Source organism: Actinomycetospora sp. 2LY8.5, assembly GCF_057180585.1.
On the sequence record NZ_JBXUHE010000006.1, the window covers coordinates 28,259 to 52,382 of the forward strand.

Here is a 24,124-nt window from a genome sequence, read left to right on the forward strand (position 1 = left end):
GGCTCGTCCCCGACGGGACGCGGGCGATGAGGGGGCGCGACGTGGTGCCGACGCGGGAGACGACGCCGGTCGGAGCTCGACCGTCGATGCTGGTCCTGTCCGGAGCGCGGTCGCGGGTCGAGCGGGAGCTCGTCCGCGAGTGGACCGCCACGACCTACGGCGAGAGCGGGGTGCAGGTCGTCCCCGACGGCGGCCGCGAGCTCGCGGGTGCGATCGACGGCGCCGGCCCCGACACGACCGTGGTGCCCGTCCGCGTGGTGTGGCCCCCGGCCGAGCGGGACTCCTCGGACCCGCCCGCGCTCACCGACCTCCTCTCCCTGAGCGCCCGCCGCCGCGCGCTGCGCCACGCGCACGCCCGGCTGCGGGGGTGGTCGGCGTCGCGGGGGCGGGTCGTGGCGGGGGACGCGGCGACGCTGGAGCAGCTGCGTCGCGAGGGTGACCGCGAGCTCGGGGCGCCGGACGGCGCCGGCTTCGTGGCGTTCGTGCGCCGCCGGGCCACGGTGGCCTGCGACCGCGCCGAGCGCCGGCTCACCGGCGACCGCTACAAGGTGCCCCGGCTCATGGCCGAGCAGATCGTCGCGTCGGCCGCGGTCCGCGAGCGGGCGGCGGCGCTGGCCGGCGAGCTCGGGCGCTCGGTCGACGAGGTGCTCGCGCGCACCTCGTCGTGCCTGACGGAGATGGCCGCGGTCCAGAGCCCGCCGGCCATCGAGGCGTTCCGCTCGGTGATGAGCCCGCTGCACCGCAAGGCCTGGGACGTCGACGTCGACGCGTCGAGCCTGGAGAGCCTGCGCGAGCAGGGCCGCGCCCGGCCGCTGGTGTTCCTGCCGTCGCACCGCAGCTACGCCGACCCGCTCGTGCTCGCCGAGGTGCTGCACGCCCACGACTTCCCGCGCAACCACGTCCTGGGCGGCAACAACCTCGCGTTCTGGCCGCTCGGCACCCTGGGCCGCCGGGCGGGGATCGTGTTCATCCGCCGCAGCTTCGGCGACGACGCGGTCTACAAGTTCGCGGTCCGGGAGTACTTCGGTCATCTCCTGGACAAGCGCTTCAACCTCGAGTGGTACATCGAGGGCGGCCGCACCCGGACCGGCAAGCTCCGGCCGCCGAAGTACGGGCTCCTGCGCTACCTCGTCGACGCCGCCGACCAGCTCCCGGCCGACTCGCCGGGCCGCGACCCGCTGCTCGTCCCGGTGTCGCTGCACTACGACCAGCTCCACGAGGTCGGGGCGCTCGCCGCGGAGCAGGGCGGGGCGGGCAAGAAGGCCGAGGGGCTCGGCTGGCTCGCGGGCTACATGCGCGACCAGCAGCGCCGCATCGGTTCCGCGCGCATCCGTTTCGGCGAGCCGATCGCCCTGCGCGCCGCCCTGGACGAGGCGGGGGAGGGCCGGTCGCAGCTGGAGAAGGTCGCCTTCCGGATCTGCGTGGGGATCAACCGGTCGACGCCGGTGACGCCCACCTCGGTGGTCACGTTCGCGCTGCTCGGTGCCGGCGGGCGTGCGCTGACCTTCGAGCAGGTCCGCGGGGTGGTCGAGCCGGTCCGCACGCTGCTGGAGCGGCTTCCGGCGATCGGTGACCTCGGCTCCGACGAGGCCCTCGACGACACCCTGGAGCGGCTCGTGTCGGTCGGCGTCGTCGAGCGCTTCGACGGCGGCCCGCAGACGGTGTGGTCGATCGGGGCCGACCGCCACCACGTCGCCGCGTTCTACCGCAACGGCGTGCTGCACCACCTGCTCCTTCGGGCCGTGCTGGAGCTCGCCCTGCTCGCGGTGGTCGACGCGGAGTGCGACCTCGCGGACGACGAGGTCCTCGAGGCGTGCTGGGAGGCGGCCCTCGAGCTGCGCGACCTGCTGAAGTTCGACTTCTTCTTCTCCCGCAAGCGGGAGTTCCGCGGCCAGCTGCTCGCCGAGCTCGACCGGCTCGCCCCCGACTGGCGCGACGCGATCGCCTCGCCGGCCGGGGCGGCGGTGATCCTCGACCGGGCCGAGCTGCTCGTCGCCCCCGGGACGCTGCTGCCCTTCGTCGAGTCGCAGTGGGTGGTCGCGACCGTGCTCGCGGATCATCCCGGCGCCCTCGACGACCGCGGGTCGTTCCTCGACGCCTGCACCGGGCTCGGGCAGCAGTGGTGGCGCCAGCAGCGGCTCCACGGCGCCGACGTCGTGTCCCGCGAGCTGTTCTCCACCGCGCTGCGGGCCGCCGACAACCGCGGGCTCCTCGGGGCCGACGCGACGGCGGAGTGCTCCGTCTCCCGGGCCCGGGCGGCCTGGCGCGACGAGGTCGGCACGATCCGCGACCGGCTGCGTCGCGCCGGGCGGCGTGAGGGCGAGCTGCGGGCGTCGGTGTTCGGAGGGGTGCTCGGTGGCGCGCAGCAGTGAGCTCCGTGTTCTCGACGCCCGGCGGGCGAGCTCGTCGCGACCTCGGCGGCGGTCGGGGAGGGCACGTACACCGGGGAGGTCACCGGTCCGGTGCTGCTCGGTGACCGCAGGGCCGGGGCGGAGCACCCGGTGGTGGTGTCCGCGACCCCGCGCGACGGCGCGCACCCCGTCCTGCCCGTCGCCCCCCGCGGCGGCACGCTCGCGACGCCCGGCGACGTCCCGCGCACCGCCGGGTTCTACGGCGCGCTGGTGAGCGCGGTGGGCACGGCCGCCGCCGTCGGGCTCGCCCGCCGCTCTCGCCGGCACATGATCGACCTGATGTGCTCGGTCACCGGTGACGTCGGGCTGGCGCTCGCCGGGATCGACGTCGAGATCACCGGCGCCGAGTACCTGTGGTCGGCGCGCGATGCCGGCGAGGTGATGTGGCGAGGGCACCAGACGCTGCGCGGCGGCACGGTGCACGTCGAGGTGCTCGAGCCCGTCGACACCTCGGACTGGACCGCCGCGACGCTGACCGAGCGCGTCGAGGACGTCCGCAACCGGTTCGTCGCCGTGCTGGAGGGAGCGCGATGAGTCTCGACCCGACCCCGCCCCGCGGCGACGACGGACGCCTGCTCTGGTCGCGCTCGGAGGAGCTGACCGGCTTCGAGGCGCTGATGTGGCGGGTCGAGGCGGACCCACGGATGCGCTCGACGGTCGTGCTGGTCGAGACGCTGGACCTCGAGCCGGACTGGGACCGTTTCGTGGCCGCCACCGAGTGGGCGTCCCGGGTGGTGCCGCGGTTCCGGGAACGGATCGTCACGCCGTTCCTGGGGGCGGGCACGCCGCACTGGGCGCTCGATCCCGACTTCGACCTGCACTACCACCTGCGGCGCCTCCGGCTCCCCGACGGCGCGGGCCTGCCGGGGCTCTTCACCCTCGCCGAGCAGATCGCGATGACGCCGCTGGACTCGTCGCGGCCGCTGTGGGAGGCGACGATCGTCGGCGGGCTGCCCGACGGCGGGGCGGCGCTGCTGTTCAAGCTCAGCCACGTCCTGTCCGACGGCATGGGGCTCGCGCAGCTGCTGGCCGGGATCCACTCGCGCACCCGGGACCCGATGACCGACAAGCCCCAGCCCCCGCCGCCCGAGGCGCCGCCCGGCGGGTGGACGCGCGAGGTGGCGCGCCAGGTCCGCAGCGATCTCGGGCTGGTCGGCGGTGCCGCCAAGGGCCTCCTCGGCGTGGCCGCGTCCCTGGTCCGGCCGGATCGCGCGGTCCGCGACGTGAGCGCCTACCTCGTGTCGGCGGCCCGGGTCCTCTCGCCGCCGCCCGCGCCGCCGCTGCCGGTGCTCGCCCACCGCAGCGCGTCGTGGCGCTTCCGCGCGCTCGACGTGCCCTTCGCCGACCTGCGCGCGGCCGGGAAGTCGGCCGGCGGGTCGGTGAACGACGCCTACCTCGCGGGGCTGCTGGGCGGGTTCCGTCGGTACTCCGAGCGCCGCGGCGACCCGCTGGCGCTCGATCGCCTCATGCCGGTGACGTTGCCGGTGTCGATCCGTCGGGAGGAGCACGAGCCCGGCGGTAACCACTTCGCGCCGGCCCGCCTGTCGGCGCCGGTCGGGATCGTCGACCCGACGGCCCGGATCGTCGACGTCCGCCGGCGGATGAAGGTGGCGCTCGCCCAGCCGGCGCTGGAGAGCGTCGAGGTCGTCTCGCCGTGGCTCGCGCGGCTGCCCGGCGCCGTCGTCGCGGGCTTCGGGGGCGGCGCGACGAAGAGCAACGACCTGCAGGCCAGCAACATCCCGGGCCTGCGCGAGGACGCCTACCTCGCCGGCGCGCGGATCCTGCGCAGCTACCCGTTCGCACCGCTGCCGGGGTGCGCGGCGATGATCGCGATGGTCACCCACGGCGACACGTGCTGCGTCGCCGCGAACCTCGACGCGGCGTCGTTCGACGACCTCGCGGGCTTCGAGCAGGACCTGGCCGACGGGTTCGCGGAAGTCCTGGCGCTGGCGTGAGCCGGGAACCGTCGGTCCTCCGGTACGGCGCCGGCGTGACCACTGTCCACCGTCCCGTCGTCGAGGAGACGTCCGCATGACCGGTACCGAGACCGACCTGGAGATCGACGGCACGCGCGGGCGGATCGTCGTGCGCCGCCGCGACCCCGACGGCGCGCCACGACGCGTCGTGCTCGTCGCCCACGGCTACGGCGAGCACTCCGGGCGCTACGGCCACGTCCTGGACCGCCTCGCCGCCGACGGCGCCGTGGTCTACGCGCCCGACCACGTCGGCCACGGGCGCTCGGACGGCGAGCGTGTGCTCGTGCACGACTTCGAGGAGGTCGTCGAGGACGTCGACCAGGTCCGCCGCGTCGCGCGCGACGAGCACCCGGACCTGCCGGTCGTGCTGCTCGGGCACTCGATGGGCGGGTTGATCGCGGCGCGCTACGCGCAGCGGTACCCCGACGTGCTCGCCGGGCTCGTGCTGACCGGGCCCGTCGTCGGGGGCAGCCCCGGGATCTTCGGGCTGCTCGAGCACGACCCGATCCCCGAGGTCCCGATCGACCCCGCGGTGCTCTCCCGCGACCCCACCGTGGGCGAGGCCTACGCCGCCGACCCGCTCGTGTGGCACGGACCGTTCAAGCGGCCGACCCTCGAGGCGTTCGTGGCCTCGGTCGACGCGATCGCCGCCGGCCCCGGTTTCGGCGCCCTGCCCGTGCTCTGGGTGCACGGCGAGGACGACCAGCTCGTACCGCTGGGCTCCACCCGCCCGGTGATGGACGAGCTCGCCGGCAGCGACCACACGACGCGCATCGACCCCGGCGCCCGGCACGAGGTCCTCAACGAGACCCACCGCGACGAGGTCCTCGACGACGTCAGCACCTTCATCGCCAGGTGCGCTCCGCGCAGGTGAGCAGAGATCCGGGCTGGAGCCGATTCCTGCTCACATGCCGTCAGGCACCCGTCAGCATGCGCCGGATCAGGTGCATCGCGAGCACGACAGAGCGCTCGCGGACGTCGCCGCGCTCGCCCGGCAGCACCGGGTCGCGGGCCAGGGTCCGCCCGTCGGCGGTGCGCACGCAGAAGCAGACGTAGCCGACCGGCTTCGCCTCGGTGCCCCCGCCCGGGCCGGCGACGCCGGTGATCGCTACCGCGATCGTCGCGCCGAAGCGGGCCAGCGCCCCGTCGGCCATGGCCGCGGCGACCTGCGGCGATACCGCCCCGTGGGTCTCGATGAGCTCGCGGGGCACGCCGAGCACGTCGGCCTTGGCGTCGTTGGAGTAGGACACGACGCCGCCGGCGACGTGCGCGGACGCGCCCGCCGGCGCTGTCAGGCGCCCGGCGAGCAGGCCCCCGGTGCACGACTCGGCCGTCGCGACGACCTGTCCGTCGAGCAGCTCGAACAGCAGCTCGTCGATCGTCTGGCCGGTGCGGGAGAACATCGCCTCCCCGTGCCGCCGGTCGATCTCGGCCACCACCGCGTCGCGGGCGGCGGCGCCTGCCGGCGACGCCGGGGCGTGGCGCAGGTCGACCTCGAGCGCGAAGTCGCGCAGGCACGTCGTGATCTCGAGCGGCTCGAGGTCGACCTCGGCGTCGACGTCGCGCAGGGTCGCGGCGATCTCGGACTCGGGCACGCCGAACAGGCGCAGGTGGGTCTCGGCGTAGGGCGCGGTGCGCGCGAGGATCTCCCGGACCGGCTCCGTCGCCAGTGCCTCGTCCCACATCGCGCGGATCTCGCGTGGCGGGCCCGGGAGCACCAGCACCGTCGGCCCGCCGCGCTCGGGGTGCGGCGGCACCGCCAGCCCCGGCGCCGTGCCGGCCGGGCGGATCGGGGTCGCGCCGCGCGGCACCATGGCCTGCTTGCGGTTGGCGGCGGCGAGGGCGTCGGCGTCCCAGCGCAGACGGTCGGCGAACCTGGCGATGATGTCGCCGACGACCTTCTCCATGTGTTCGTCGAGATCGAGCGGCCGGCCGGTCTCGGCGGCGACGACCTCGGCGGTCAGGTCGTCGGCGGTCGGGCCGAGCCCGCCCGTGGTGACGACGAGGTCGATGCCGTCGCCCGCGAGGAAGCGCAGCGCGGCTGTCATGTCCTCGCCGCGATCGCCGACGAGCACGAGGTGGGACACTTCGACGCCGAGCTCACCGAGACGTTCGGCCACCCACGGGCCATTACGGTCAGTGATCCGCCCGGTCAGCAGCTCGCTGCCGGTCGCCACGATCCCCGCTCGTACCCCGCTGACGGTCCCGTGCCCCTCGTCGGCCACGTCGCACCCCGTTCTCGATCGAGCTCCCGTCCGTGGAGCGCTCACGCCATCCCACCAGAGCGGCGTGCTCCCGGCCGCCCGACGGCGGCCTCGGTTGGGCCGGTCGGGTGGTCTTCGCCCGAACGACACCGAGGGGCGGCGGCTTCGTGCACATCTGTACCGGTGGGTCATCGTTGGAGCGGGTACAACGTGCATGATAGTCCGGGCGAGTGAACTACTGAGCAGTCGAGTGGTCACGATTTGTTGCGCACCGTGAACGCGGCGAGGATGGGGCGGCGGCACCGCGGGGCGCGCGAACGCGTGATCCACGTCCGGCGAACGTGGGGGACGACCGGAAAGGGGTGTGGTGCCGTGAGCCACGTTCCCGTGGCGTCATCAGTCAGCCCCGGTGTCACCCCTGCGCTCGCCGCGCCCGCCGACGTCTCGCCCGTCGCCGTGTTCGTGCTCGGCGGCCTGCTCGTCCTCGTGGTCGTCGGTTCCGTGATCGGCCTGCTGGTCCAGTGGGCCCGTCGCCGGCGGCACGATCTGGAGGCCGCGGCGCTCGCGGACCGGCTGCGCCGCGACGCGTATCGCGACCCGCTGACCGGCCTGCTCAACCGCGAGGGCTTCCTGCACGCGGACCCCTCGGCGGGCGGTGCGGTGGCCGTGGTCGACCTGCGCCTGCTCGGCCAGGTCAACGACACGCTCGGTCACGCCCGGGGCGAGCTCTTCGTGCGCCTGGCCACCGAGCGGATGGTGAGCGTGCGCCTGCCCGTCCTCACCGGCGTCCCGCCCGTCGCGGCGCGTCTCGAGGGCGACACCTTCGCCGTGCTCCTGCCCGGCGTCGACGGCCACGAGGCCCACACCGCCGCCGAGGATCTGCGCGAGCGGCTCCTCGCGCCCTACCTCGTCGAGGGCGTGCGCTTCGAGCCGCCGGTGGTCGTCGGGGTCGCCGCCGACGGGCCCTGGCTCGCCGACGTCCCCGCGGGCCCGGAGCGCACCGCCGCGCTGCTCCGCCGCGCCGACGTCGCCCTCGCCGCGACGCGCGACGGCGGCGACCCGGTCCGCTGCTACGAGCCGAGCATGGGGGAGCGGGCGGCCCGTCGGTTGCGTCTCATCCGTGGCTTCTCGGCGGCCGTGGCCCGCCGCGACGTCCGCGTCGACTTCCAGCCGGTCGTCTCGCTCGGCGAGCGCACCGTCGTCGGGGTCGAGGCACTGGCGCGCTGGGACCACCCGGAGCTCGGCCTCCTGCTGCCCGACGAGTTCGTGCCCGTCCTCGAGGCCACCGGCCAGATCGCCGAGCTCACCTCGTTCGTCCTCGACGAGTCGCTGGCGGCCGCGCGCCGCTGGCTCGACCGCGGGATGCGCCTGTCGGTGGCCGTGAACATCTCCGTGGGCAACCTCGGGGCGACGTACTTCCCCGACGAGGTGGCCTCGCTGCTCGAGGCGCACCGCGTGCCCGCCGAGCTGCTCACACTCGAGCTCACCGAGTCGGGGGTCTCCTCGGAGCGGGACGTGGCGCTGCCCGTGCTGCGCCGGCTGCACGCGCTGGGTTGCCACCTCGCCGTCGACGACTTCGGCACCGGCCAGTCCTCGCTGGCCCACCTGCGCCGCCTCCCCGTCGACCAGGTCAAGATAGACAAGAGCTTCGTGCTGGGGATGGGCACCGAGTACGGCGACGTCGCGGTCGTCCGCGCGATCGTCGAGATGGGCCACACGCTGGGCCTCACGGTGGTCGCCGAGGGCGTCGAGCAGGCGGCCGTGCGCGTCGCCCTGGCCGAGATGGGCTGCGACGTCGCGCAGGGCTACCTGGTCTCCCGCCCGTTGCCCGCCCGGTGCTTCGACACCTGGCTGGATTCGCTCGACGTGCACCCGGGCGAGCCCGGCGAGACGGCCGGACCCCGGACGCTGATCGCGTGACGCGCCCTGTAGTCTGACGTATGGCCCTCCGGGGCAGGCCCCTTTAGCTCAGTCGGCAGAGCGTCTCCATGGTAAGGAGAAGGTCTACGGTTCGATTCCGTAAAGGGGCTCTCGGTGAGCATGCCGGCGAACCTGGGTTCGTCCTGCCATAAGATCGTCGCAGTGTCGTGTGACGGCTGCTCACCGCGGCGGTGTAGCTCAGTCGGTAGAGCAAACGGCTCATAATCGTTGTGTCGCCGGTTCGAGTCCGGCCACCGCTACCACTACAGGGCCGCCGGGTCCAGGCCCGCGGACGCTGCTGCAACACCGTGACGAGAGGAACCTCCGTGGCCACCACCGACATCCGTCCGAAGATCACGCTGGCCTGCGAGGAGTGCAAGAACCGCAACTACATCACGCGGAAGAACCGGCGGAACGACCCCGACCGCCTCACGATCAAGAAGTTCTGCCCGCACTGCGGCACCCACCGCGGTCACCGCGAGACCCGCTGACGCGTGCCGCTCGACGCCTCGTTCGTGGGCCGCTCCTGGCCCGCGGAGACCTACGAGGTCTCGCTGGAGAAGATCCGGGAGTTCGCCACCGCGATCGGCGCCGACGACCCGGTGCACCACGACCGTGACGCCGCCGGGGACGCGGGCCACCGTGACGTCGTCGCCCCGACGACGTTCCCGGTGGTGTTCACCTGGCCCGCGACCCGGCGCGTCGTCGACGACCCGGCGCTCGGCCTCGACTTCACGCGCGTCGTCCACCGCGACCAGTCGGTCGAGATGACCCGCCCGCTCTACGCGGGCGACGTCGTCACCTCGGTGGTCGCCGTGGACGAGATCCGCGAGCTGGCGGGCAACGACGTCATCACCTTCCGCGTCGACGTCACCGACGCCGAGGGCAGCACGGTGCTGACCACCCGCGCGACGCTCGTCGGGCGCGCCGAGCCCGAGGGCGAACAGGCATGAGCGCGGTCGGCGACGCCCACGCGGGCGACCAGCTCGAGCCCCGCACGGTGACGATCACCCGTGCCGACCTCGTCGCCTACGCCGGCGCGTCGGGCGACCAGAACCCGATCCACTGGAACGAGCGCGTCGCGCTCGAGGTGGGTCTGCCGGGCGTCATCGCCCACGGCATGTTCACGATGTCCCTGGCGGCGACCTACGTCGCCGACCTCACGGGCGACCCCGCCGCCGTCGTGGCCTTCTCCACCCGCTTCACGCGCCCCGTCGTGGTCCCGGACGACGAGTCGGGCGCCACGGTCGAGCTCGGCGCCAAGGTCACCGACGTCGCCGACGACGGCGCGCGCACCCTGAGCGTCACGGCGACCTTCGACGGACGCGGCGTGCTCGGCAAGGCCGTCGCCACCGTCCGCCCCCGCTAGCCCCCGCTAGCCCCCGCTCCCCCCGGCGCCCCTCCCGTCCCGAACGTGCTGTTCGCTGCTTCTACGCGCGCGGGGTCCCCGTTCGCGAACGGGCGAGGAGCGCGCCGCAACCGCGAACGGGGACTTCGAACGCCTAGAAGCAGCGAGATACCCGTTCGCTGCGCCAGGGGGCGCTCAGGCGGCCGCCGGCTCGCCGAGGGTCGCGAGGACCGCGCGCGAGAGGGCGGCGGAGCCGGCGGCGTTCGGGTGCACGGGCGCGGCGGGCGCCGTGGGGACGAGGCCCTCGATCCAGCGCTCGGTGGGCAGGGCGCAGACGTCGTGGCCTCGGCTCGGGGTCGCGGTGTCGACGTAGGTCGCGTCGCCGTCCGACGCGGCGTCGGCGATCTCCTCGTTGAGGTGCGAGAGCACGCCGCGCAGGTACTCGACGTCCCCCGGGGTGTACGGCACGACCGGGTAGCAGCCCGGGCCCTCGGCCGGCAGCACCGAGGGGTAACCGACGAGCAGGACGCGCGAGTCCGGGGCGCGGCGGTGGATCTCGTCGAGGACGTGGTCGAGACGGTCGGCGAGGTCGTCGATCCGCGCCGCGAGCTCGTCGTGCGCGCCCTGGGTGTACTTGTCCCGGCACGGCGTCCCGAACGGCGTCGGGCTCACGCAGGCCTGCACGATCTCGGAGAACCCGATGTCGTTGCCGCCGATGCCGACGGTGACGAGCTGGGTGCCGGCGCCGAGGGCGTCGTACTGCGGCGGGTTCTCTCCGCCCTGCACGGCCTGCGGGGCCGCGAAGTCCCGGGTCCGGGCACCGCTGCAGCTCACGTCGGTGAGCGCGGCGCCGGTGCGCTCGGCGACGAGGTGCGGGTAGTTGTTCGCCGAGCGCAGGCAGCCCGGCGGCGGGCCCGCCGGCGCGCCGGTCAGCGGCGAGGCCGTGTAGGAGTCGCCGAGCGCGACGTAGGCCTGCCCGGCGGCCGACGGGGCGCCCATCGCCACGGGCGCGACGGCGAGTCCGAGGAGCGCGACGGCGAGGGGGACGAGCATGCGCAGGACGCTCGGCGGCGTCCCGGGTCGCCCTGCCCTCTCGGCGTGCACCCCTGAAGGCTTCGTCCCCCGTCGTCCCACCGGCACTCCTCTGACGATCCAGGGGTCCCGGCGGGACCGACGGCGCGGATGATCGCGGGTCTCAGCGTGCCTCCGCCAGCAGGTCGGCCATGCGGGTGACGCCGGCGCGCAGGTCGTCGTCGCCGAGGGCGTAGGAGAGCCGGAAGTACCCCGGGCTCCCGAACGCCTCGCCGGGCACGACGGCCACCTCGGCGTGCTCGAGGACGAGCGCGGCGAGGTCGACGCTGGTCTTGGGACGCTCGCCGCGGAGCTCCTTGCCGAGCAGCCCCGCCACCGAGGGATAGGCGTAGAAGGCGCCGCGCGGCACGGGACAGGTGACGCCCTCGATGCCCGAGAGCAGCTCGACGATCAGCCGCCTGCGGCGGTCGAACGCCTCGCGCATCTCGGCCACCGCGTCGAGCGGGCCCGTGACCGCCGCGAGGGCCGCGCGCTGGGCGACGTTGCAGACGTTCGAGGTCAGGTGCGACTGCATGTTGATGCCGGCCGCGACCACGTCGGCAGGGCCGATCATCCAGCCGACCCGCCAGCCGGTCATGGCGAAGGTCTTGGCGACGCCGTTGAGCACCACGCAGCGGTCGGCGATCTCGGGCACCGCGACGGGCATCGAGACGTGCTCGGCGCCGTCGTAGACGAGGTGCTCGTAGATCTCGTCGGCGATCACCCAGACGCCGTGCTCGGCCGCCCAGCGCCCGACGGCCTCGACGAGCTCGCGCGGCGCGACCGACCCGGTGGGGTTCGACGGCGAGCACCACAGCAGCGCCTTGGTGCGCGGCGTGCGCGCGGCCTCGAGCGCCTCGACGGTGGGCAGGAAGTCGGTCGACTCGTCGGTGTCGATCTGGACGGGGTTTCCGCCGGCCATGCGCACGGCCTCGGGGTAGGTCGTCCAGAACGGAGCGGGCAGCAGCACCTCGTCGTCGGGGTCGATCAGCGTCGCGAACGCCTCGAACACGGCCTGCTTGCCGCCGTTGGTGACGAGCACCTGGCGCGCCTCGACCTGCCACCCCGAGTCGCGGGCGGTCTTGGCCGCGATCGCGTCGCGCAGCTCGGGCAGCCCGGCCGCGGGGGAGTAGCGGTGGTTCCTGGGGTCCGAGCACGCCGCGATCGCGGCGTCGACCACCGGCTGCGGCGTGGGGAAGTCGGGCTCGCCGGCCCCGAAGCCGATCACTGGTCGGCCGGCGGCCTTGAGTGCCTTGGCCTTCGCATCGACCGCCAGCGTCGCCGACTCCGCGATCCCGCCGACACGGGCCGAGATACGGCGGTCGGTCGCTGAGGGGTGCAGGGAAGTCGAGGACGACGACGTCATGTCCCGGTATCCTAGGAGAAGCCTCCAGCCCGTTCCGCCGCCCGGGCTGCCGCGCCGCCCCGGCGCCGAACGGGCTCGGCGCTTGACGTAGCATTGCTCACCGGGACGGATCGTCCGTCGCTCCCGCGCGCTCGTCGTCGTGTGGATCGACCTCGGCCCGGACCATCGGCGCTCCCCCCGGGAACGCCACAGGGGCGTAGCTCAATTGGCAGAGCAGCGGTCTCCAAAACCGCAGGTTGCAGGTTCAAGTCCTGTCGCCCCTGCACCGCGACGGTGAGGCCCGCCGACGAGGCGGGTGGTTGGACGAGGACGGTGAGGACGGCGCAGTGAGCGAGGACAGCAGCCGGCGTCGGCGCGGGAGCGACGACGACGACGCGCGTCCGGTCACCGCCGCCGGCCGTCGACGGCGCGCCGACGCGGCCGGGAACGGCAGCGGTGGGGACGCGGACGCCGAGAGCGGTCGCCCGTCGGGCAAGGGCACATCCACCCCGACCCGGGACCGCACCCAGCCGGCGCAGGGGTCGGTGTTCGCCCGCCTGCGTCGCTTCCTGCGCGAGGTCGTGGCCGAGCTCCGCAAGGTGCACTGGCCCACCCGCCGGCAGATCGTGGTCTACACGTTCGTCGTCCTCGTGTTCGTGTCGTTCATGGTGGCGCTGGTCGCAGGCCTCGACTGGGTCTTCGCCAAGGCCGTGTTCGCCCTCTTCGGCTGACCGTTCCGCCGAGCGGCCGGCCGGGCACCGCGCCGCGGTGCCCGCCGTGCAAAGGAAGTGAGTGAGAAGTGACCTCCGCAGGATCCGGCGCAGAGCCCGAGAATGGCACCCCCGACGGCGGCGAGCCCGAGCTCGTCGGTGAGGCCCGCACGCGCGGCGTCATGGTGCGTGACGGCAGCGGCACGTACGGGGACATCAGCACCGAGGAGCGCCCCGCCACGCTCGACGACGGCGAGGTGGCCCGCGTCGCCCAGGAGGCGCGCGAGGCCGAGGACGGCTCCGAAGACGCCGCCGGGGACGTCGACGCCGAGGACGCCGCCGACCCCGAGGCCGACCTGAAGGCTGCGCGCGCCGCACTCGGCGCCCCGGCCGACGAGGACGACTCCGACCTGCCCGAGGAGTCCGCGGGCACGGGCGACGTCGCGGCCCGCGACGACACCGAGGACGACCTCCAGGTCGACGAGGCGCCGGTCTCCGCCGAGGCCGCCGAGGTCGAGGAGGAGGAGGTCGACCCGGCGCAGGCGCTCAAGGACTCGCTGCGTCTGGCGCCCGGCGACTGGTACGTCGTGCACTCCTACGCGGGCTACGAGAACAAGGTGAAGGCCAATCTCGAGACCCGTGTCCAGACCCTGGACGTCGAGGATTTCATCTTCCAGGTCGAGGTGCCCACCGAAGAGGTCACCGAGATCAAGAACGGGCAGCGCAAGCAGGTCCAGCGCAAGGTCCTGCCCGGCTACATCCTCGTGCGGATGGACCTCAACGACGCCTCGTGGAGCGCGGTGCGCAACACGCCGGGCGTCACCGGCTTCGTCGGTGCCACGTCGCGCCCGTCGCCGCTGACCCTCGACGAGGTCGTCAAGTTCCTCCTGCCCCGTCAAGAGACGCCGAAGAAGGCCAAGGGCGGGGAGAAGACCGGCACCGAGGACACCGCCGGCAAGCCCGCGGTCGAGGTCGACTTCGAGGTCGGCGAGTCGGTCACCGTCATGGACGGCCCGTTCGCGACGCTCCCGGCGAGTATCTCCGAGGTCAACGTCGACGCCCAGAAGCTCAAGGTGCTCGTCTCGATCTTCGGCCGGGAGACCCCGGTCGAGCTCGGGTTCAACCAGGTCTCCAAGATCTAGGACCCGGCCCTCGGCATCGGCGCCGGCTCCGCCGGCTCCGTGTCGCCCCACCCGCAACAACGAGGAAGTCATGCCCCCGAAGAAGCGACGGCTCTCCGCGGTCGTCAAGCTGCAGATCAGCGCCGGCGCGGCGACGCCGGCCCCGCCGGTCGGCCCGGCCCTGGGTCAGCACGGCGTCAACATCATGGAGTTCTGCAAGGCCTACAACGCCGCGACCGAGTCGCAGCGCGGTCAGGTCGTGCCGGTCGAGATCTCGGTCTACGAGGACCGCTCGTTCGACTTCAAGCTCAAGACGCCGCCGGCAGCCAAGCTGCTGCTGGCGGCGGCCGGCCTGAAGTCGGGTAGCCCGACGCCGCACAGCAAGAAGGTCGGTTCGGTGACGCAGGAGCAGGTCCGCGAGATCGCGCAGACCAAGATGCAGGACCTCAACGCCAACGACCTCGACCAGGCGTCGAAGATCATCGCCGGCACCGCCCGGTCGATGGGTCTGACCGTCGCAGACTGACCAGTGAGACCTGCGTCGGCCGGTGACCACCGGTCGGCACCTGAGTGGGAGGGCCGCGCAGCCCTGACCACACCTGATCCGTTCGAGAAGGACAGAGAGAAATGAAGCGCAGCAAGGCATACCAGAAGGCCGCCGAGAAGGTGGACTTCGACAAGCTCTACAGCCCGCTCGAGGGCATCGACCTGGCCAAGGACACGTCCACCACGTCGATGGACGCGACCGTCGAGGTCGCCATGCGGCTGGGGGTCGACCCCCGCAAGGCCGACCAGATGGTCCGCGGCACCGTGAACCTGCCCCACGGCACCGGCAAGACCGCCCGCGTCATCGTGTTCGCCACCGGCGACAAGGCGCGCGAGGCCGAGTCGGCCGGAGCCGACGTCGTGGGATCCGATGACCTCATCGAGCGCATCCAGGGCGGCTGGCTCGAGTTCGACGCCGCCGTCGCGGCGCCCGACCAGATGGCCAAGGTCGGCCGCGTGGCCCGCATCCTCGGCCCCCGCGGGCTGATGCCGAACCCCAAGACCGGCACCGTCACCCCGGACGTCGCCCGCGCCGTCAGCGACATCAAGGGCGGCAAGGTGAACTTCCGCGTCGACAAGCAGGCCAACCTGCACCTGATCATCGGCAAGGCCAGCTTCGACACCGAGAAGCTCGTCGAGAACTACGGTGCCGCGCTGGACGAGATCCTCCGGGCGAAGCCGGCCGCCGCGAAGGGCCGCTACGTCAAGAAGATCACCGTCACCACGACGATGGGCCCGGGCATCCCGGTCGACCCGAACCGCACGCGGAACCTGCTCTCCGCGGAGGCCTAGTCGCGACGGTCCCCCGGGGTGAAAGGCGCTCCGGGGGGACCGCGTAGACTCGATGACAGATCGAACCCCGATCCACCCGAGACCGCTGGTCGCCGTTCAGGCCCTGCTTGGACGGACGAAGGCCCCAACGAGGGGCGCCCGCGCAGGAGGACGAGGGTCGTGACCCGCCGGGCCTTCGTGCCCTGCGCCGTCCGACGCCCCGTGCACCTGTGCACGGGGCGTTTCGTCGTTCCGGGGCCGCCGACCGACCGACACGGTCTCCCGAGTACGAGAGAGGAGGCGCGCATGGCTGCAGATGGGACGAGAGCTCCGGCTGCCGACAAGGTGGCCGCGGTCGCCGAGATCGCCGCGGAGTTCCGCGAGGCCTCGGCGATGGTCGTCACCGAGTACCGCGGCCTGTCGATGAAGCAGATCTCGCAGCTGCGTCGTTCGCTGGGCTCGGACGTCACCTACACGGTCGCCAAGAACACCCTGGTCAAGCGGGCTGCCGCGGACGCCGGGGTCGAGGGACTGGACGACCTGCTGGTCGGCCCGACGGCCATCGCCTTCGTCAGCGGGGAGCCCGTGGACGCCGCCAAGGCGTTCCGCGACTTCCAGCGGGACAACAAGGCCCTGGTCGTCAAGGGCGGGTACATGGAGGGCCGCGCGCTCTCCGCCACCGAGGTCACGCAGCTCGCGGACCTCGAGTCCCGCGAGGCGCTGCTGGCGAAGCTGGCCGGCGCCATGAAGGGCAACCTGGCCAAGGCCGCCGGGCTGTTCAACGCCCCGGCCTCGCAGATCGCCCGCCTCGCGGCCGCCCTGCAGGACAAGAGGGCGGCCGAGGGCAGCGCGAGCACCGAGGACGCCGTCGCCGCCGTCGAGTCCGCCGACGCCGAGGCGAGCACCGAGGCCGAGTCCACCGAGGCCGAGTCCACCGAGGCCACCCAGGCCTGACGGCCACCCCCACCCCAAGCCCGCCCGGTCCGTGCCGGGCGTCGTACCAGGAAGGAACCGCCACCATGGCGAAGCTGTCCACCGACGAGCTGCTCGACGCGTTCAAGGACATGACCCTGATCGAGCTCTCCGAGTTCGTGAAGAAGTTCGAGGAGACCTTCGAGGTCACGGCGGCGGCCCCGGTCGCCGCCGCGGCCGCCCCGGCCGCCGGCGGTGCCGCCGCTCCGGTCGAGGAGGAGAAGGACGAGTTCAACGTCGTCCTCGAGGGCGCCGGCGACAAGAAGATCCAGGTCATCAAGGTCGTCCGTGAGGTCGTCTCGGGCCTGGGCCTCAAGGAGGCCAAGGAGCTCGTCGAGAGCGCCCCGAAGCCGATCCTCGAGGGCGTCAACAAGGAGGCCGCCGACGCGGCCAAGGCGAAGCTCGAGGAGGCCGGCGCGAAGATCAGCCTGACCTGATCTCGCGCGCGAGCGCAGCTCTTCCCAGACGGGGCGGGGACCTTCGGGCCCCGCCCCGTCGTCGTCTCCGGAGTGTCTTCGGGGCCGTTGCGGACACCCTCGCCGGTCGCGCGAAAGGGTGTCGCCCGATCCGGCGGCGAAGCGGCGATTCCTGGGACGAACGGTCCTCGGGCTCCACCGAACGCGTGGGAGCAGCCGCTGGTCGCCACCCGCTCGGCGCATCCGTCCTGACGCCTCCGGTCCAGGCCGACCCGGCCGTCGCCCAACTTGCCGCCCGAGTAACCTCCTCGGTCACCCGTCGTTGAAGACGTGACGCCCCTCTCTGGGGGTGCCGGCTCGATGACGTCGGTAACAGGGCGTTGATGGGTCGACACCACGGACCGCAGGAGGAACTGCATGGCCGGCGTCGAGGTCGGGATCAGGAACCTGTCGAAGTCGTTCGGCAGCTCCAACATCTGGTCCGACGTCACGCTCACCCTTCCGGCGGGTGAGGTCAGCGTGCTCCTCGGCCCGTCGGGCACGGGCAAGTCGGTGCTCCTGAAGTCGATCATCGGGCTGCTCAAGCCCGAGAAGGGCTCGATCTTCATCCACGACACCGACCTCGTGCGGTGCTCGGAGTCGAAGCTCTACGAGATCCGCAAGCTGTTCGGGGTGCTGTTCCAGGACGGCGCGCTGTTCGGGTCGATGAACCTGTTCGACAACATCGCCTTCCCGCTGCGCGAGCACACCCGCAAGGGCGAGTCCGAGATCAAGGACATCGTCATGGAGAAGCTCGACCTCGTCGGGCTCGGCGGTGCCGAGGACAAGCTGCCCGGCGAGATCTCCGGCGGGATGAAGAAGCGCGCCGGGCTGGCCCGCGCGCTCGTGCTCGACCCCGAGATCATCCTGGTCGACGAGCCGGACTCCGGGCTGGACCCGGTGCGCACGGCGTACCTGAACCAGCTGATCGTCGACCTCAACGCCCAGCTCGACGCGACGATCCTCATCGTCACCCACCACCTGGGCACCGCCCGGTCGCTACCGGACAACATCGGGATGCTGTTTCGCAAGAACCTGGTGATGTTCGGCCCGCGCGAGGTCCTGCTGACCTCGGAGGAGCCGGTCGTCCAGCAGTTCCTGCAGGGTCGGCGCATCGGCCCGATCGGGATGTCCGAGGAGAAGGACTCGGCCCAGATGGAGGCCGAGATGGCGGAGCTGAAGAAGAAGGGCGGCTCGGCGGAGTCCGAGGAGTCCTTCATCGACCCGCAGCTCGAGGTCAGCGAGGGCGTCCCCGAGCGCAAGGCGGTGCAGCGGCGCAAGGACCGCGTCATGCAGGTCCTGCACACCCTGCCGCCGAAGGCGCAGACCGCGATCCTCGAGTCGCTCACCGAGGCCGACCAGGAGCGTTACGGCATCTCGCGGGACCAGGACCGCACCGAGCTCATCGAGGTCACGCGCACCCAGCCGCCCGAGGACGCCGACCCGTTCGGCTACCAGGCCATGGCGCAGGCCGAGGACAACTCGCTGGTCGAGGGCGGGTCCCGCGAGGGCGACGGCGAGGGGAGCCAGGCCGGCAGCGGCGACCCGGACGCCGACGCCGAGGCGCGCAAGGCCCCGCCCGCCCCGCCGGAGTCCGACGAGCCGCTGGTCGGCGTGCCGGCGGACGACGAGGCCGGCGGCACGGTGGTGCTCCCGCAGGCCGGTGAGCACACCAAGAGCGACGACGAGCAGTCCGACGAGGCCGGTAACGCGCGCGACCAGCAGCAGGGCGGCCAGGCCCCGGCCGACGACGCCCGGACCGAGCAGTTCCAGGCGGTCCAGGACGACGGTCGGCAGGGACAGCAGCAGGAGCAGCGGACCGACCAGCAGCCCGGCCAGCAGCCAGGCCAGCAGGCGGCGGGCGCGGCCGGTGCCGCCGGTGTCGCCGGCGCTGCCGCGGCCGGGCGCCACCACTGGCGCGGTGACCAACCCGAGCACCCCGAGCAGACCGAGCACCCCGAGCAGAGCGGCGAGCAGGGTGTCGCCGGGCTCGTCCCGATGGCCGCACGTCCGGCGAACGACGGCGACGAGCAGCAGCCCCCGCCGCAGCAGGCCCCTGAGCAGCACGCCGAGGACGCGCACCAGGGCCAGGACGAGAGCCGGCGCGGTGGCCTGCGCCGCATGTTCCGGCGGGGCGACTCGTGAGCTCACGCATCGCCACCGGGAACTTCCCCGGTGCCGGCGCACTGTCGTCGACGGGCAAGCTGTTCGCGCTCGGCCTCGACGTGATCGTCGGAATCTTCCAGCGACCGTTCCAGACGCGCGAGTTCGTCGAGCAGTGCTGGTTCATCTCGCGGGTCTGCATCCTGCCCGCGGCGCTGGTGTCGATCTCGTTCGGCTCGGTCATCTCGCTGCAGCTCGGATCGTTGATCCGGCAGTTCGGCGCCCAGTCGTTCTCCGGCGCGGCCAGCACGCTGGCGGTGATCCAGCAGGCGGCGCCCGTCATCTGCGCACTCCTCGTAGCGGGGGCCGGCGGATCGGCGATCTGCGCCGACCTCGGAGCCCGCACCATCCGCGAGGAGATCGACGCGATGGAGGTGCTGGGCATCAACCCCATCCAGCGCCTCGTGGTGCCCCGGGTGCTCGCGTCGATCCTCGTGTCGGCGCTGCTCTTCGGGCTCGTCTCGATCGTCGGCGTCGCCGGCGGCTACTACTTCAACGTCGTGCTGCAGGGCGTCACCCCGGGCGCCTACGTGCAGGGCTTCTCCGCCCTGTCCAAGCCGACCGACCTGCTCGTCGGCTTCATCAAGGCAGCATTGTTCGGGCTCGCCGCCGGGATCGTCGCCGCGTACCGCGGCCTCAACCCGGCCGGTGGTCCGAAGGGCGTGGGCGACGCGGTCAACCAGGCCGTCGTCATCACGTTCATCCTGCTGTTCGCGATCAACGTGATCGTGACGGCCGTCTATCTCAACCTCGTTCCCCCGACCAAGTTCTGATCTTTCTGTTCTGACGTTCTGACCGCCGCTCCCCAGGCCAGGATTCGATGACGATCACTTCTCGCGCACGTCGTGCCGTCGACGCGCCGCTCGGTGTCCTCGACACCCTCGGCGACCAGGCGTCGTTCTACGCGCGCACCCTCGGCTGGATCCCGAAGTCCGTGACGCGCTACCGGCGCGAGGTTCTCCGGCTGCTCACCGAGGTGGCGTTCGGGTCGGGCGCGCTCGCCCTCATCGGCGGCACGGTCGTCATCGTCGCCACGCTGACCTTCTTCACCGGCTCGGTCGTCGGCCTGCAGAGCTACTCGGCGCTGAACCAGATCGGGACGTCGGCGTTCTCCGGCTTCGTCACCGCGTACTTCAACACCCGTGAGGTCGCGCCGCTGGTGTCGGCGCTGGCGCTGTCCGCGACGGTCGGCGCCGGCTTCACCGCCCAGCTCGGCGCCCAGCGTGTGTCGGAGGAGATCGACGCCCTCGAGGTCATGGCGGTGCCGTCGCTGCCGTTCCTCGTCACGACGCGCGTGGTCGCCGGCTTCATCGCGGTCATCCCGCTCTACGTCATCGGCCTGGTGGCGTCGTACCTGGCCGCTCGGCTGCTGGTCACGAACTTCTACACGCAGTCGCCGGGGACCTACGACCACTACTTCAACCTGTTCCTGCCGCCCCAGGACGTCCTGTACTCGTTCGGCAAGGTGCTGGTCTTCGCCCTGGCGATCATCCTCATCCACTGCTTCTACGGCTACAACGCCAGCGGCGGGCCCGCCGGCGTGGGCGTCGCCGTCGGCAACGCGGTGCGGAACTCGATCGTCATCTTCACCGTCCTCGACAACCTGCTCACGCTGGCCATCTGGGGCACCACGACCTCGATCAGGATCGCCGGATGAGCGCCCCGACGCAGGAGCGCGAGGAGTACGCGCCGCCGGTGAAGGACAAGCGCCCGCCGCTGAGCCCGCTGCGTCGCCGCCTCATGGGCATTGCGTTGCTGCTGGTGATCGTGCTGATCGTCGGGCTGTGTCTGGCGAACTTCAACAAGGTGTTCAAGTCGACCGAGACCGTCTACCTGCGTACCGCGACGGTGGGCAACCAGCTCTCCAAGCAGGGCGACGTGAAGGTCCGCGGCGTCATCGTCGGCGAGATCACCTCCGTCGACGCCGACGGGTCGGGCGCGGTCGTCGAGATGGCGATGGATCCCGACTTCCTGCCCACGATCCCGAGCAACACCACGGCGACGCTGATCCCGAAGACGCTCTTCGGCGAGCGCTACGTGGCGCTGGCGATCCCGCCGAACGCGAGCTCGCGGCCGCTGCAGGAGGGCGACACGATCGCCCAGGACCGCTCGGAGAACGCCACCGAGACCGAAGAGGTCCTCAACAACCTGCTGCCGGTTCTCACCGCGGTGCAGCCGCAGAAACTCTCGGACACCCTCGGCGCGGTCTCGCAGGCGCTCTCGGGCCGGGGTGAGCAGCTGGGCGACACGCTGGTGCTGCTCAACCAGTACGTCGAGGGGCTCCAGCCGGCGCTGCCCGACCTGCAGGCGAACCTGCGGGCCCTGGCACCGACCGCGGACATCTACAACCAGGCAGCCCCGGACCTGATCCTGGCCCTCGACAACCTGGTGACGACGAGCCGCACGCTCGTCGAGCAGCGCGCGGCGTTCGAATCGACGTTCCGCTCGGTGACGTCGGCGTCGAACGTGACGACGGACTTCCTCGTCGCGAACCGGGACAACATCATCGCTCTCGCGGCCTCGGCGCGACCGACGTTGGAACTGCTCGCGCGGTATAGCTCGGAGTTCCCGTGCCTGTTCCGACAGTTGACCGACGTCACCCCGTTGATCAACAACGTGTTGAGGTCGGATACCGGTATCCAGATCGAGGCCGAGATCACGATCGACAACGGCAAGTTCGTGCCCGGCGAGGAGCCGCAGTACCTCGACGACCGCGGGCCGCGCTGCTACCAGATCGAGGGCCAGGCCCCGCAGTTCCCGCCCGGCGGCCCGATCCGTGACGGGTCGATCCCGCCCGACCCGACGGCGGCCACCGAGGACGCCTACGCCGGCGGCCAGGACGACGCCATCGACGAGGACTCCCAGACGGGCGACGACTCCCAGGCCTCGGCGCGGCGGCCCTCGGACGGCGGACAGACCACCGGGCAGGCCGCGCCGGGCCGTGTCGACGGCGCCAACATCGGCCTGCCCAACACGCCCAACTCACCGCAGGAGCGGCAGTTGGTGACCGAGGTGACGGCCATGCAGATGGGCGTGCGCCCGGCGCAGGTGCCGTCCTTCGCCCCGTACCTGTCCGCGGCGACGCTGCGCGGCGCGCAGGCGGTGGTCCGATGAGAGGCCTCGCCGCACCCCTGATCAAGCTGGGGATCTTCACGCTCGTCACGGTGCTGTCGGTCGCCCTGCTGCTCACGGCGATCCAGAACACGTACTTCGGCGGCACCGAGGACTACAAGGCGCGCTTCACCGACGCGTCCGGGCTGATCGCGGGCAGCGACGTCCGCATCGCGGGCGTCCGCGTCGGCCAGGTCTCCGAGGTCGCGCTGGTCGACCGCAACGTCGCCGAGGTGACGTTCTCGGTCGACCAGAACCGGAAGCTCCCCGTCGGCTCGATCTTCTCGATCAAGTACCAGAACCTCGTGGGCCAGCGGTACCTCGAGGTCGCCCGCGGCAACGGCCCGATGAACGCGACTCTCCAGCCGGGCGCGACGATCCCGGTGAACCAGACGCGTCCGCCGCTCAACCTCACCGTGGTGTTCAACGGCTTCAAGCCGCTGTTCCAGGCGCTGAGCCCGAACGACATCAACCAGCTGTCGTTCGAGATCATCCAGGTGCTCCAGGGCGAGGGCGGCACGGTGAACTCGCTGCTCGCCCGCACGGCGTCGCTGACCGCGACGATCGCCGACCGCGACGCCGTCATCGGGTCGCTGATCAACAACCTGAACACGGTGCTCGACACGGTCAACGCCCGTGACGAGCGTCTGTCCGGGCTCATCGTGTCGCTGCAACAGCTCGTCAGCGGCCTCGCGGCGGACCGGGTGCGGATCGGCGAGACCCTGCAGCCGATCGCGGACCTCACCACGACGACGGCCGGTCTCCTCGAGGAGGCGCGCCCGCCGCTGCGCGACGACATCGTCCAGCTGGGCCGGCTGTCGGACAACCTCAACCGCAACCGGGGTCTCGTGGAGAACTTCCTGGTGAGAACGCCGCAGAAGGCGAACAACATCGGTCGTGCCGGGAGCTACGGCTCCTGGTTCAACTTCTATCTCTGCGCCGTCGGCGGCAACGTCAGCTTCGACCCGCTGCCGCTGCCGCCCATCGACCTCGGGTCCATCATCCAACTCCCGGATACGGCGAACCGATGCCAAGGATGAAGCCGTTCCGCAAGCGGAACCCGCTCCCCATCGGCGCGGCCAGCCTGGTGATCCTGCTGCTGCTCACCGCCGCGTCGCTGAACATCCGGGACCTGCCCCTCATCGGGCAGGGCCCCACGTACACGGCCCGCTTCAGCGAGTCGGCCGGTGTGCAGCCCGACGACGACGTCCGCATCGCGGGCATCCGCATCGGGACGGTCACCGACCTCACGCTCGAGGGCAGCGACGTCGTCGTGTCGTTCAAGGCGCCGGACGCCTGGATCGGCAACCGGACCTCCGCCTCGATCGAGATCAAGACGGTGCTCGGGCAGAAGTACATCGCGCTCGAACCCGCGGGCGACCAGCCGCTGGACCCCGACCAGGGGATCCCGCGCAACCGCACCCGGGCGCCGTTCGACGTCATCCAGGCCTTCTCGCAGCTGTCGACGACGGTCGAGGATCTCGACACGAACCAGCTCGCCCAGAGCCTCGGCGTCCTGTCCGAGACCCTCGACGGCGCGGCGGGCCCGGTGCGCGGCGCACTGGACGGCCTGAGCCGCCTGTCGCGCACGATCTCCTCGCGCGACCAGGAGCTCGCCCGCCTGCTGGCGAACACCCGGACCACCACCCAGGTGCTCGCCGACCGCGACGGCGAGATCGAGCGGCTCATCAACGACGGGAACCTGCTGCTCTCGGAGCTGCGCGCCCGCAAGGCCGCGATCGACAACCTGCTCGACGGGACGATCGCGCTGGCCGCGCAGCTGCGTGGCCTGGTCGCCGACAACGAGGCGACGCTGCGGCCCACGCTCGAGTCGCTCGACGGCGTGCTGCGCACGCTCGAGGAGAACTCCGCGAACCTCGAGAACGGTCTGCGGCTGCTGGCGCCCTTCGCGCGGGTGTTCGCCAACGTCGTCGGCAACGGGCGCTGGTTCGACGCCTACATCTGCAACCTCGACCCGCCGCTGGACCAGAACTGCGACC

At 72.3% G+C, this 24,124-nt stretch carries 21 protein-coding genes, 3 tRNA genes and 2 pseudogenes; 23 read left to right on the top strand and 3 right to left on the bottom strand.

What is annotated here, in order from left to right:
• Positions 1-26: 26 nt before the first annotated feature.
• The 4 genes from AC2A1K_RS10165 to AC2A1K_RS10180 all read left to right on the top strand — a co-directional run bounded on the left by AC2A1K_RS10165 (position 27) and on the right by AC2A1K_RS10180 (position 5,261).
• On the top strand, positions 27-2,372 hold the full coding sequence (locus tag AC2A1K_RS10165; RefSeq protein WP_483896205.1) for a glycerol-3-phosphate 1-O-acyltransferase: 2,346 nt from the start codon (positions 27-29) through the stop codon (positions 2,370-2,372).
• 90 nt (positions 2,373-2,462) lie between these two features.
• Positions 2,463-2,945 carry a hypothetical protein gene (locus AC2A1K_RS10170; protein ID WP_483896206.1) on the top strand — a complete coding sequence of 161 codons (483 nt, stop codon included), beginning with the start codon at positions 2,463-2,465 and terminating at the stop codon, positions 2,943-2,945.
• On the top strand, positions 2,942-4,366 hold the full coding sequence (locus tag AC2A1K_RS10175) for a wax ester/triacylglycerol synthase domain-containing protein (RefSeq protein ID WP_483896207.1): 1,425 nt from the start codon (positions 2,942-2,944) through the stop codon (positions 4,364-4,366). Before AC2A1K_RS10170 ends, AC2A1K_RS10175 begins: the two co-directional genes overlap by 4 nt.
• A gap of 76 nt (positions 4,367-4,442) precedes the next feature.
• On the top strand, positions 4,443-5,261 hold the full coding sequence (locus AC2A1K_RS10180) for a lysophospholipase (RefSeq protein WP_483896208.1): 819 nt from the start codon (positions 4,443-4,445) through the stop codon (positions 5,259-5,261).
• A 40-nt stretch (positions 5,262-5,301) separates the two neighbouring features.
• On the opposite strand, the gene AC2A1K_RS10185 is transcribed toward AC2A1K_RS10180, so the two are convergent.
• A complete protein-coding gene (locus AC2A1K_RS10185; protein WP_483896209.1) occupies positions 5,302-6,564 on the bottom strand; it encodes a competence/damage-inducible protein A in 1,263 nt (420 codons plus the stop codon).
• Positions 6,565-6,963: 399 nt separating this feature from the next.
• On the opposite strand from AC2A1K_RS10185, the gene AC2A1K_RS10190 reads away from it, so the two are divergent.
• The 6 genes from AC2A1K_RS10190 (at position 6,964) to AC2A1K_RS10215 (ending at position 9,880) form a co-directional block, all read left to right on the top strand.
• Complete coding sequence (locus AC2A1K_RS10190) at positions 6,964-8,511, top strand: putative bifunctional diguanylate cyclase/phosphodiesterase (RefSeq protein WP_483896210.1); 1,548 nt, start codon at positions 6,964-6,966, stop codon at positions 8,509-8,511.
• A 37-nt stretch (positions 8,512-8,548) separates the two neighbouring features.
• Positions 8,549-8,621, top strand: a tRNA-Thr gene (locus AC2A1K_RS10195).
• Between the two features lie 77 nt (positions 8,622-8,698).
• A tRNA-Met gene (locus AC2A1K_RS10200) sits at positions 8,699-8,774 on the top strand.
• Positions 8,775-8,837: 63 nt separating this feature from the next.
• A complete protein-coding gene (gene rpmG / locus AC2A1K_RS10205; protein ID WP_116708438.1) occupies positions 8,838-9,002 on the top strand; it encodes a 50S ribosomal protein L33 in 165 nt (54 codons plus the stop codon).
• 3 nt (positions 9,003-9,005) lie between these two features.
• Positions 9,006-9,464, top strand: a complete 459-nt coding sequence (locus AC2A1K_RS10210) for an FAS1-like dehydratase domain-containing protein (protein ID WP_483896211.1) — start codon at positions 9,006-9,008, stop codon at positions 9,462-9,464.
• Positions 9,461-9,880, top strand: a complete 420-nt coding sequence (locus tag AC2A1K_RS10215) for a MaoC/PaaZ C-terminal domain-containing protein (RefSeq protein ID WP_483896212.1) — start codon at positions 9,461-9,463, stop codon at positions 9,878-9,880. Before AC2A1K_RS10210 ends, AC2A1K_RS10215 begins: the two co-directional genes overlap by 4 nt.
• Before the next feature lie 174 nt (positions 9,881-10,054).
• On the opposite strand, the gene AC2A1K_RS10220 is transcribed toward AC2A1K_RS10215, so the two are convergent.
• Both AC2A1K_RS10220 and AC2A1K_RS10225 read right to left on the bottom strand, forming a co-directional pair.
• Complete coding sequence (locus tag AC2A1K_RS10220) at positions 10,055-10,912, bottom strand: SGNH/GDSL hydrolase family protein (protein WP_483896213.1); 858 nt, start codon at positions 10,910-10,912, stop codon at positions 10,055-10,057.
• Between the two features lie 142 nt (positions 10,913-11,054).
• Complete coding sequence (locus tag AC2A1K_RS10225) at positions 11,055-12,296, bottom strand: pyridoxal phosphate-dependent aminotransferase (RefSeq protein WP_483896214.1); 1,242 nt, start codon at positions 12,294-12,296, stop codon at positions 11,055-11,057.
• A 190-nt stretch (positions 12,297-12,486) separates the two neighbouring features.
• On the opposite strand from AC2A1K_RS10225, the gene AC2A1K_RS10230 reads away from it, so the two are divergent.
• The 13 genes and pseudogenes from AC2A1K_RS10230 to AC2A1K_RS10290 all read left to right on the top strand — a co-directional run.
• Positions 12,487-12,559 (top strand) — tRNA-Trp (locus AC2A1K_RS10230).
• 63 nt (positions 12,560-12,622) lie between these two features.
• On the top strand, positions 12,623-13,006 hold the full coding sequence (gene secE / locus AC2A1K_RS10235) for a preprotein translocase subunit SecE (protein WP_483896215.1): 384 nt from the start codon (positions 12,623-12,625) through the stop codon (positions 13,004-13,006).
• A gap of 68 nt (positions 13,007-13,074) precedes the next feature.
• A complete protein-coding gene (gene nusG / locus AC2A1K_RS10240) occupies positions 13,075-14,127 on the top strand; it encodes a transcription termination/antitermination protein NusG (protein WP_483896216.1) in 1,053 nt (350 codons plus the stop codon).
• 70 nt (positions 14,128-14,197) lie between these two features.
• On the top strand, positions 14,198-14,632 hold the full coding sequence (gene rplK / locus AC2A1K_RS10245) for a 50S ribosomal protein L11 (RefSeq protein WP_483896217.1): 435 nt from the start codon (positions 14,198-14,200) through the stop codon (positions 14,630-14,632).
• A 101-nt stretch (positions 14,633-14,733) separates the two neighbouring features.
• Positions 14,734-15,444, top strand: coding sequence for a 50S ribosomal protein L1 (gene rplA, locus AC2A1K_RS10250; RefSeq protein WP_483896218.1), 711 nt, complete (start codon positions 14,734-14,736; stop codon positions 15,442-15,444).
• Between the two features lie 285 nt (positions 15,445-15,729).
• Positions 15,730-16,377 carry a 50S ribosomal protein L10 gene (gene rplJ, locus AC2A1K_RS10255; RefSeq protein WP_483896219.1) on the top strand — a complete coding sequence of 216 codons (648 nt, stop codon included), beginning with the start codon at positions 15,730-15,732 and terminating at the stop codon, positions 16,375-16,377.
• A gap of 65 nt (positions 16,378-16,442) precedes the next feature.
• Positions 16,443-16,832, top strand: coding sequence for a 50S ribosomal protein L7/L12 (rplL, locus tag AC2A1K_RS10260; protein WP_337704288.1), 390 nt, complete (start codon positions 16,443-16,445; stop codon positions 16,830-16,832).
• A gap of 396 nt (positions 16,833-17,228) precedes the next feature.
• Positions 17,229-18,227 (top strand): annotated as a pseudogene (locus tag AC2A1K_RS10265) (ABC transporter ATP-binding protein); the annotation flags it as partial.
• Between the two features lie 764 nt (positions 18,228-18,991).
• A complete protein-coding gene (locus AC2A1K_RS10270; protein WP_483896220.1) occupies positions 18,992-19,786 on the top strand; it encodes an MlaE family ABC transporter permease in 795 nt (264 codons plus the stop codon).
• A 47-nt stretch (positions 19,787-19,833) separates the two neighbouring features.
• Positions 19,834-20,670: an MlaE family ABC transporter permease gene (locus tag AC2A1K_RS10275; RefSeq protein ID WP_378024894.1), complete on the top strand. Its 837-nt coding sequence runs from the start codon at positions 19,834-19,836 to the stop codon at positions 20,668-20,670.
• Positions 20,667-22,127, top strand: a complete 1,461-nt coding sequence (locus tag AC2A1K_RS10280) for an MCE family protein (protein ID WP_483896221.1) — start codon at positions 20,667-20,669, stop codon at positions 22,125-22,127. Before AC2A1K_RS10275 ends, AC2A1K_RS10280 begins: the two co-directional genes overlap by 4 nt.
• Positions 22,124-23,164 carry an MCE family protein gene (locus tag AC2A1K_RS10285; protein ID WP_483896222.1) on the top strand — a complete coding sequence of 347 codons (1,041 nt, stop codon included), beginning with the start codon at positions 22,124-22,126 and terminating at the stop codon, positions 23,162-23,164. The genes AC2A1K_RS10280 and AC2A1K_RS10285 overlap by 4 nt, the downstream gene beginning before the upstream one ends.
• Positions 23,161-24,096, top strand: a pseudogene (locus tag AC2A1K_RS10290) (MCE family protein); the annotation flags it as partial. The gene AC2A1K_RS10285 and the pseudogene AC2A1K_RS10290, both read left to right, overlap by 4 nt.
• Between the last annotated feature and the right edge of the window lie 28 nt (positions 24,097-24,124).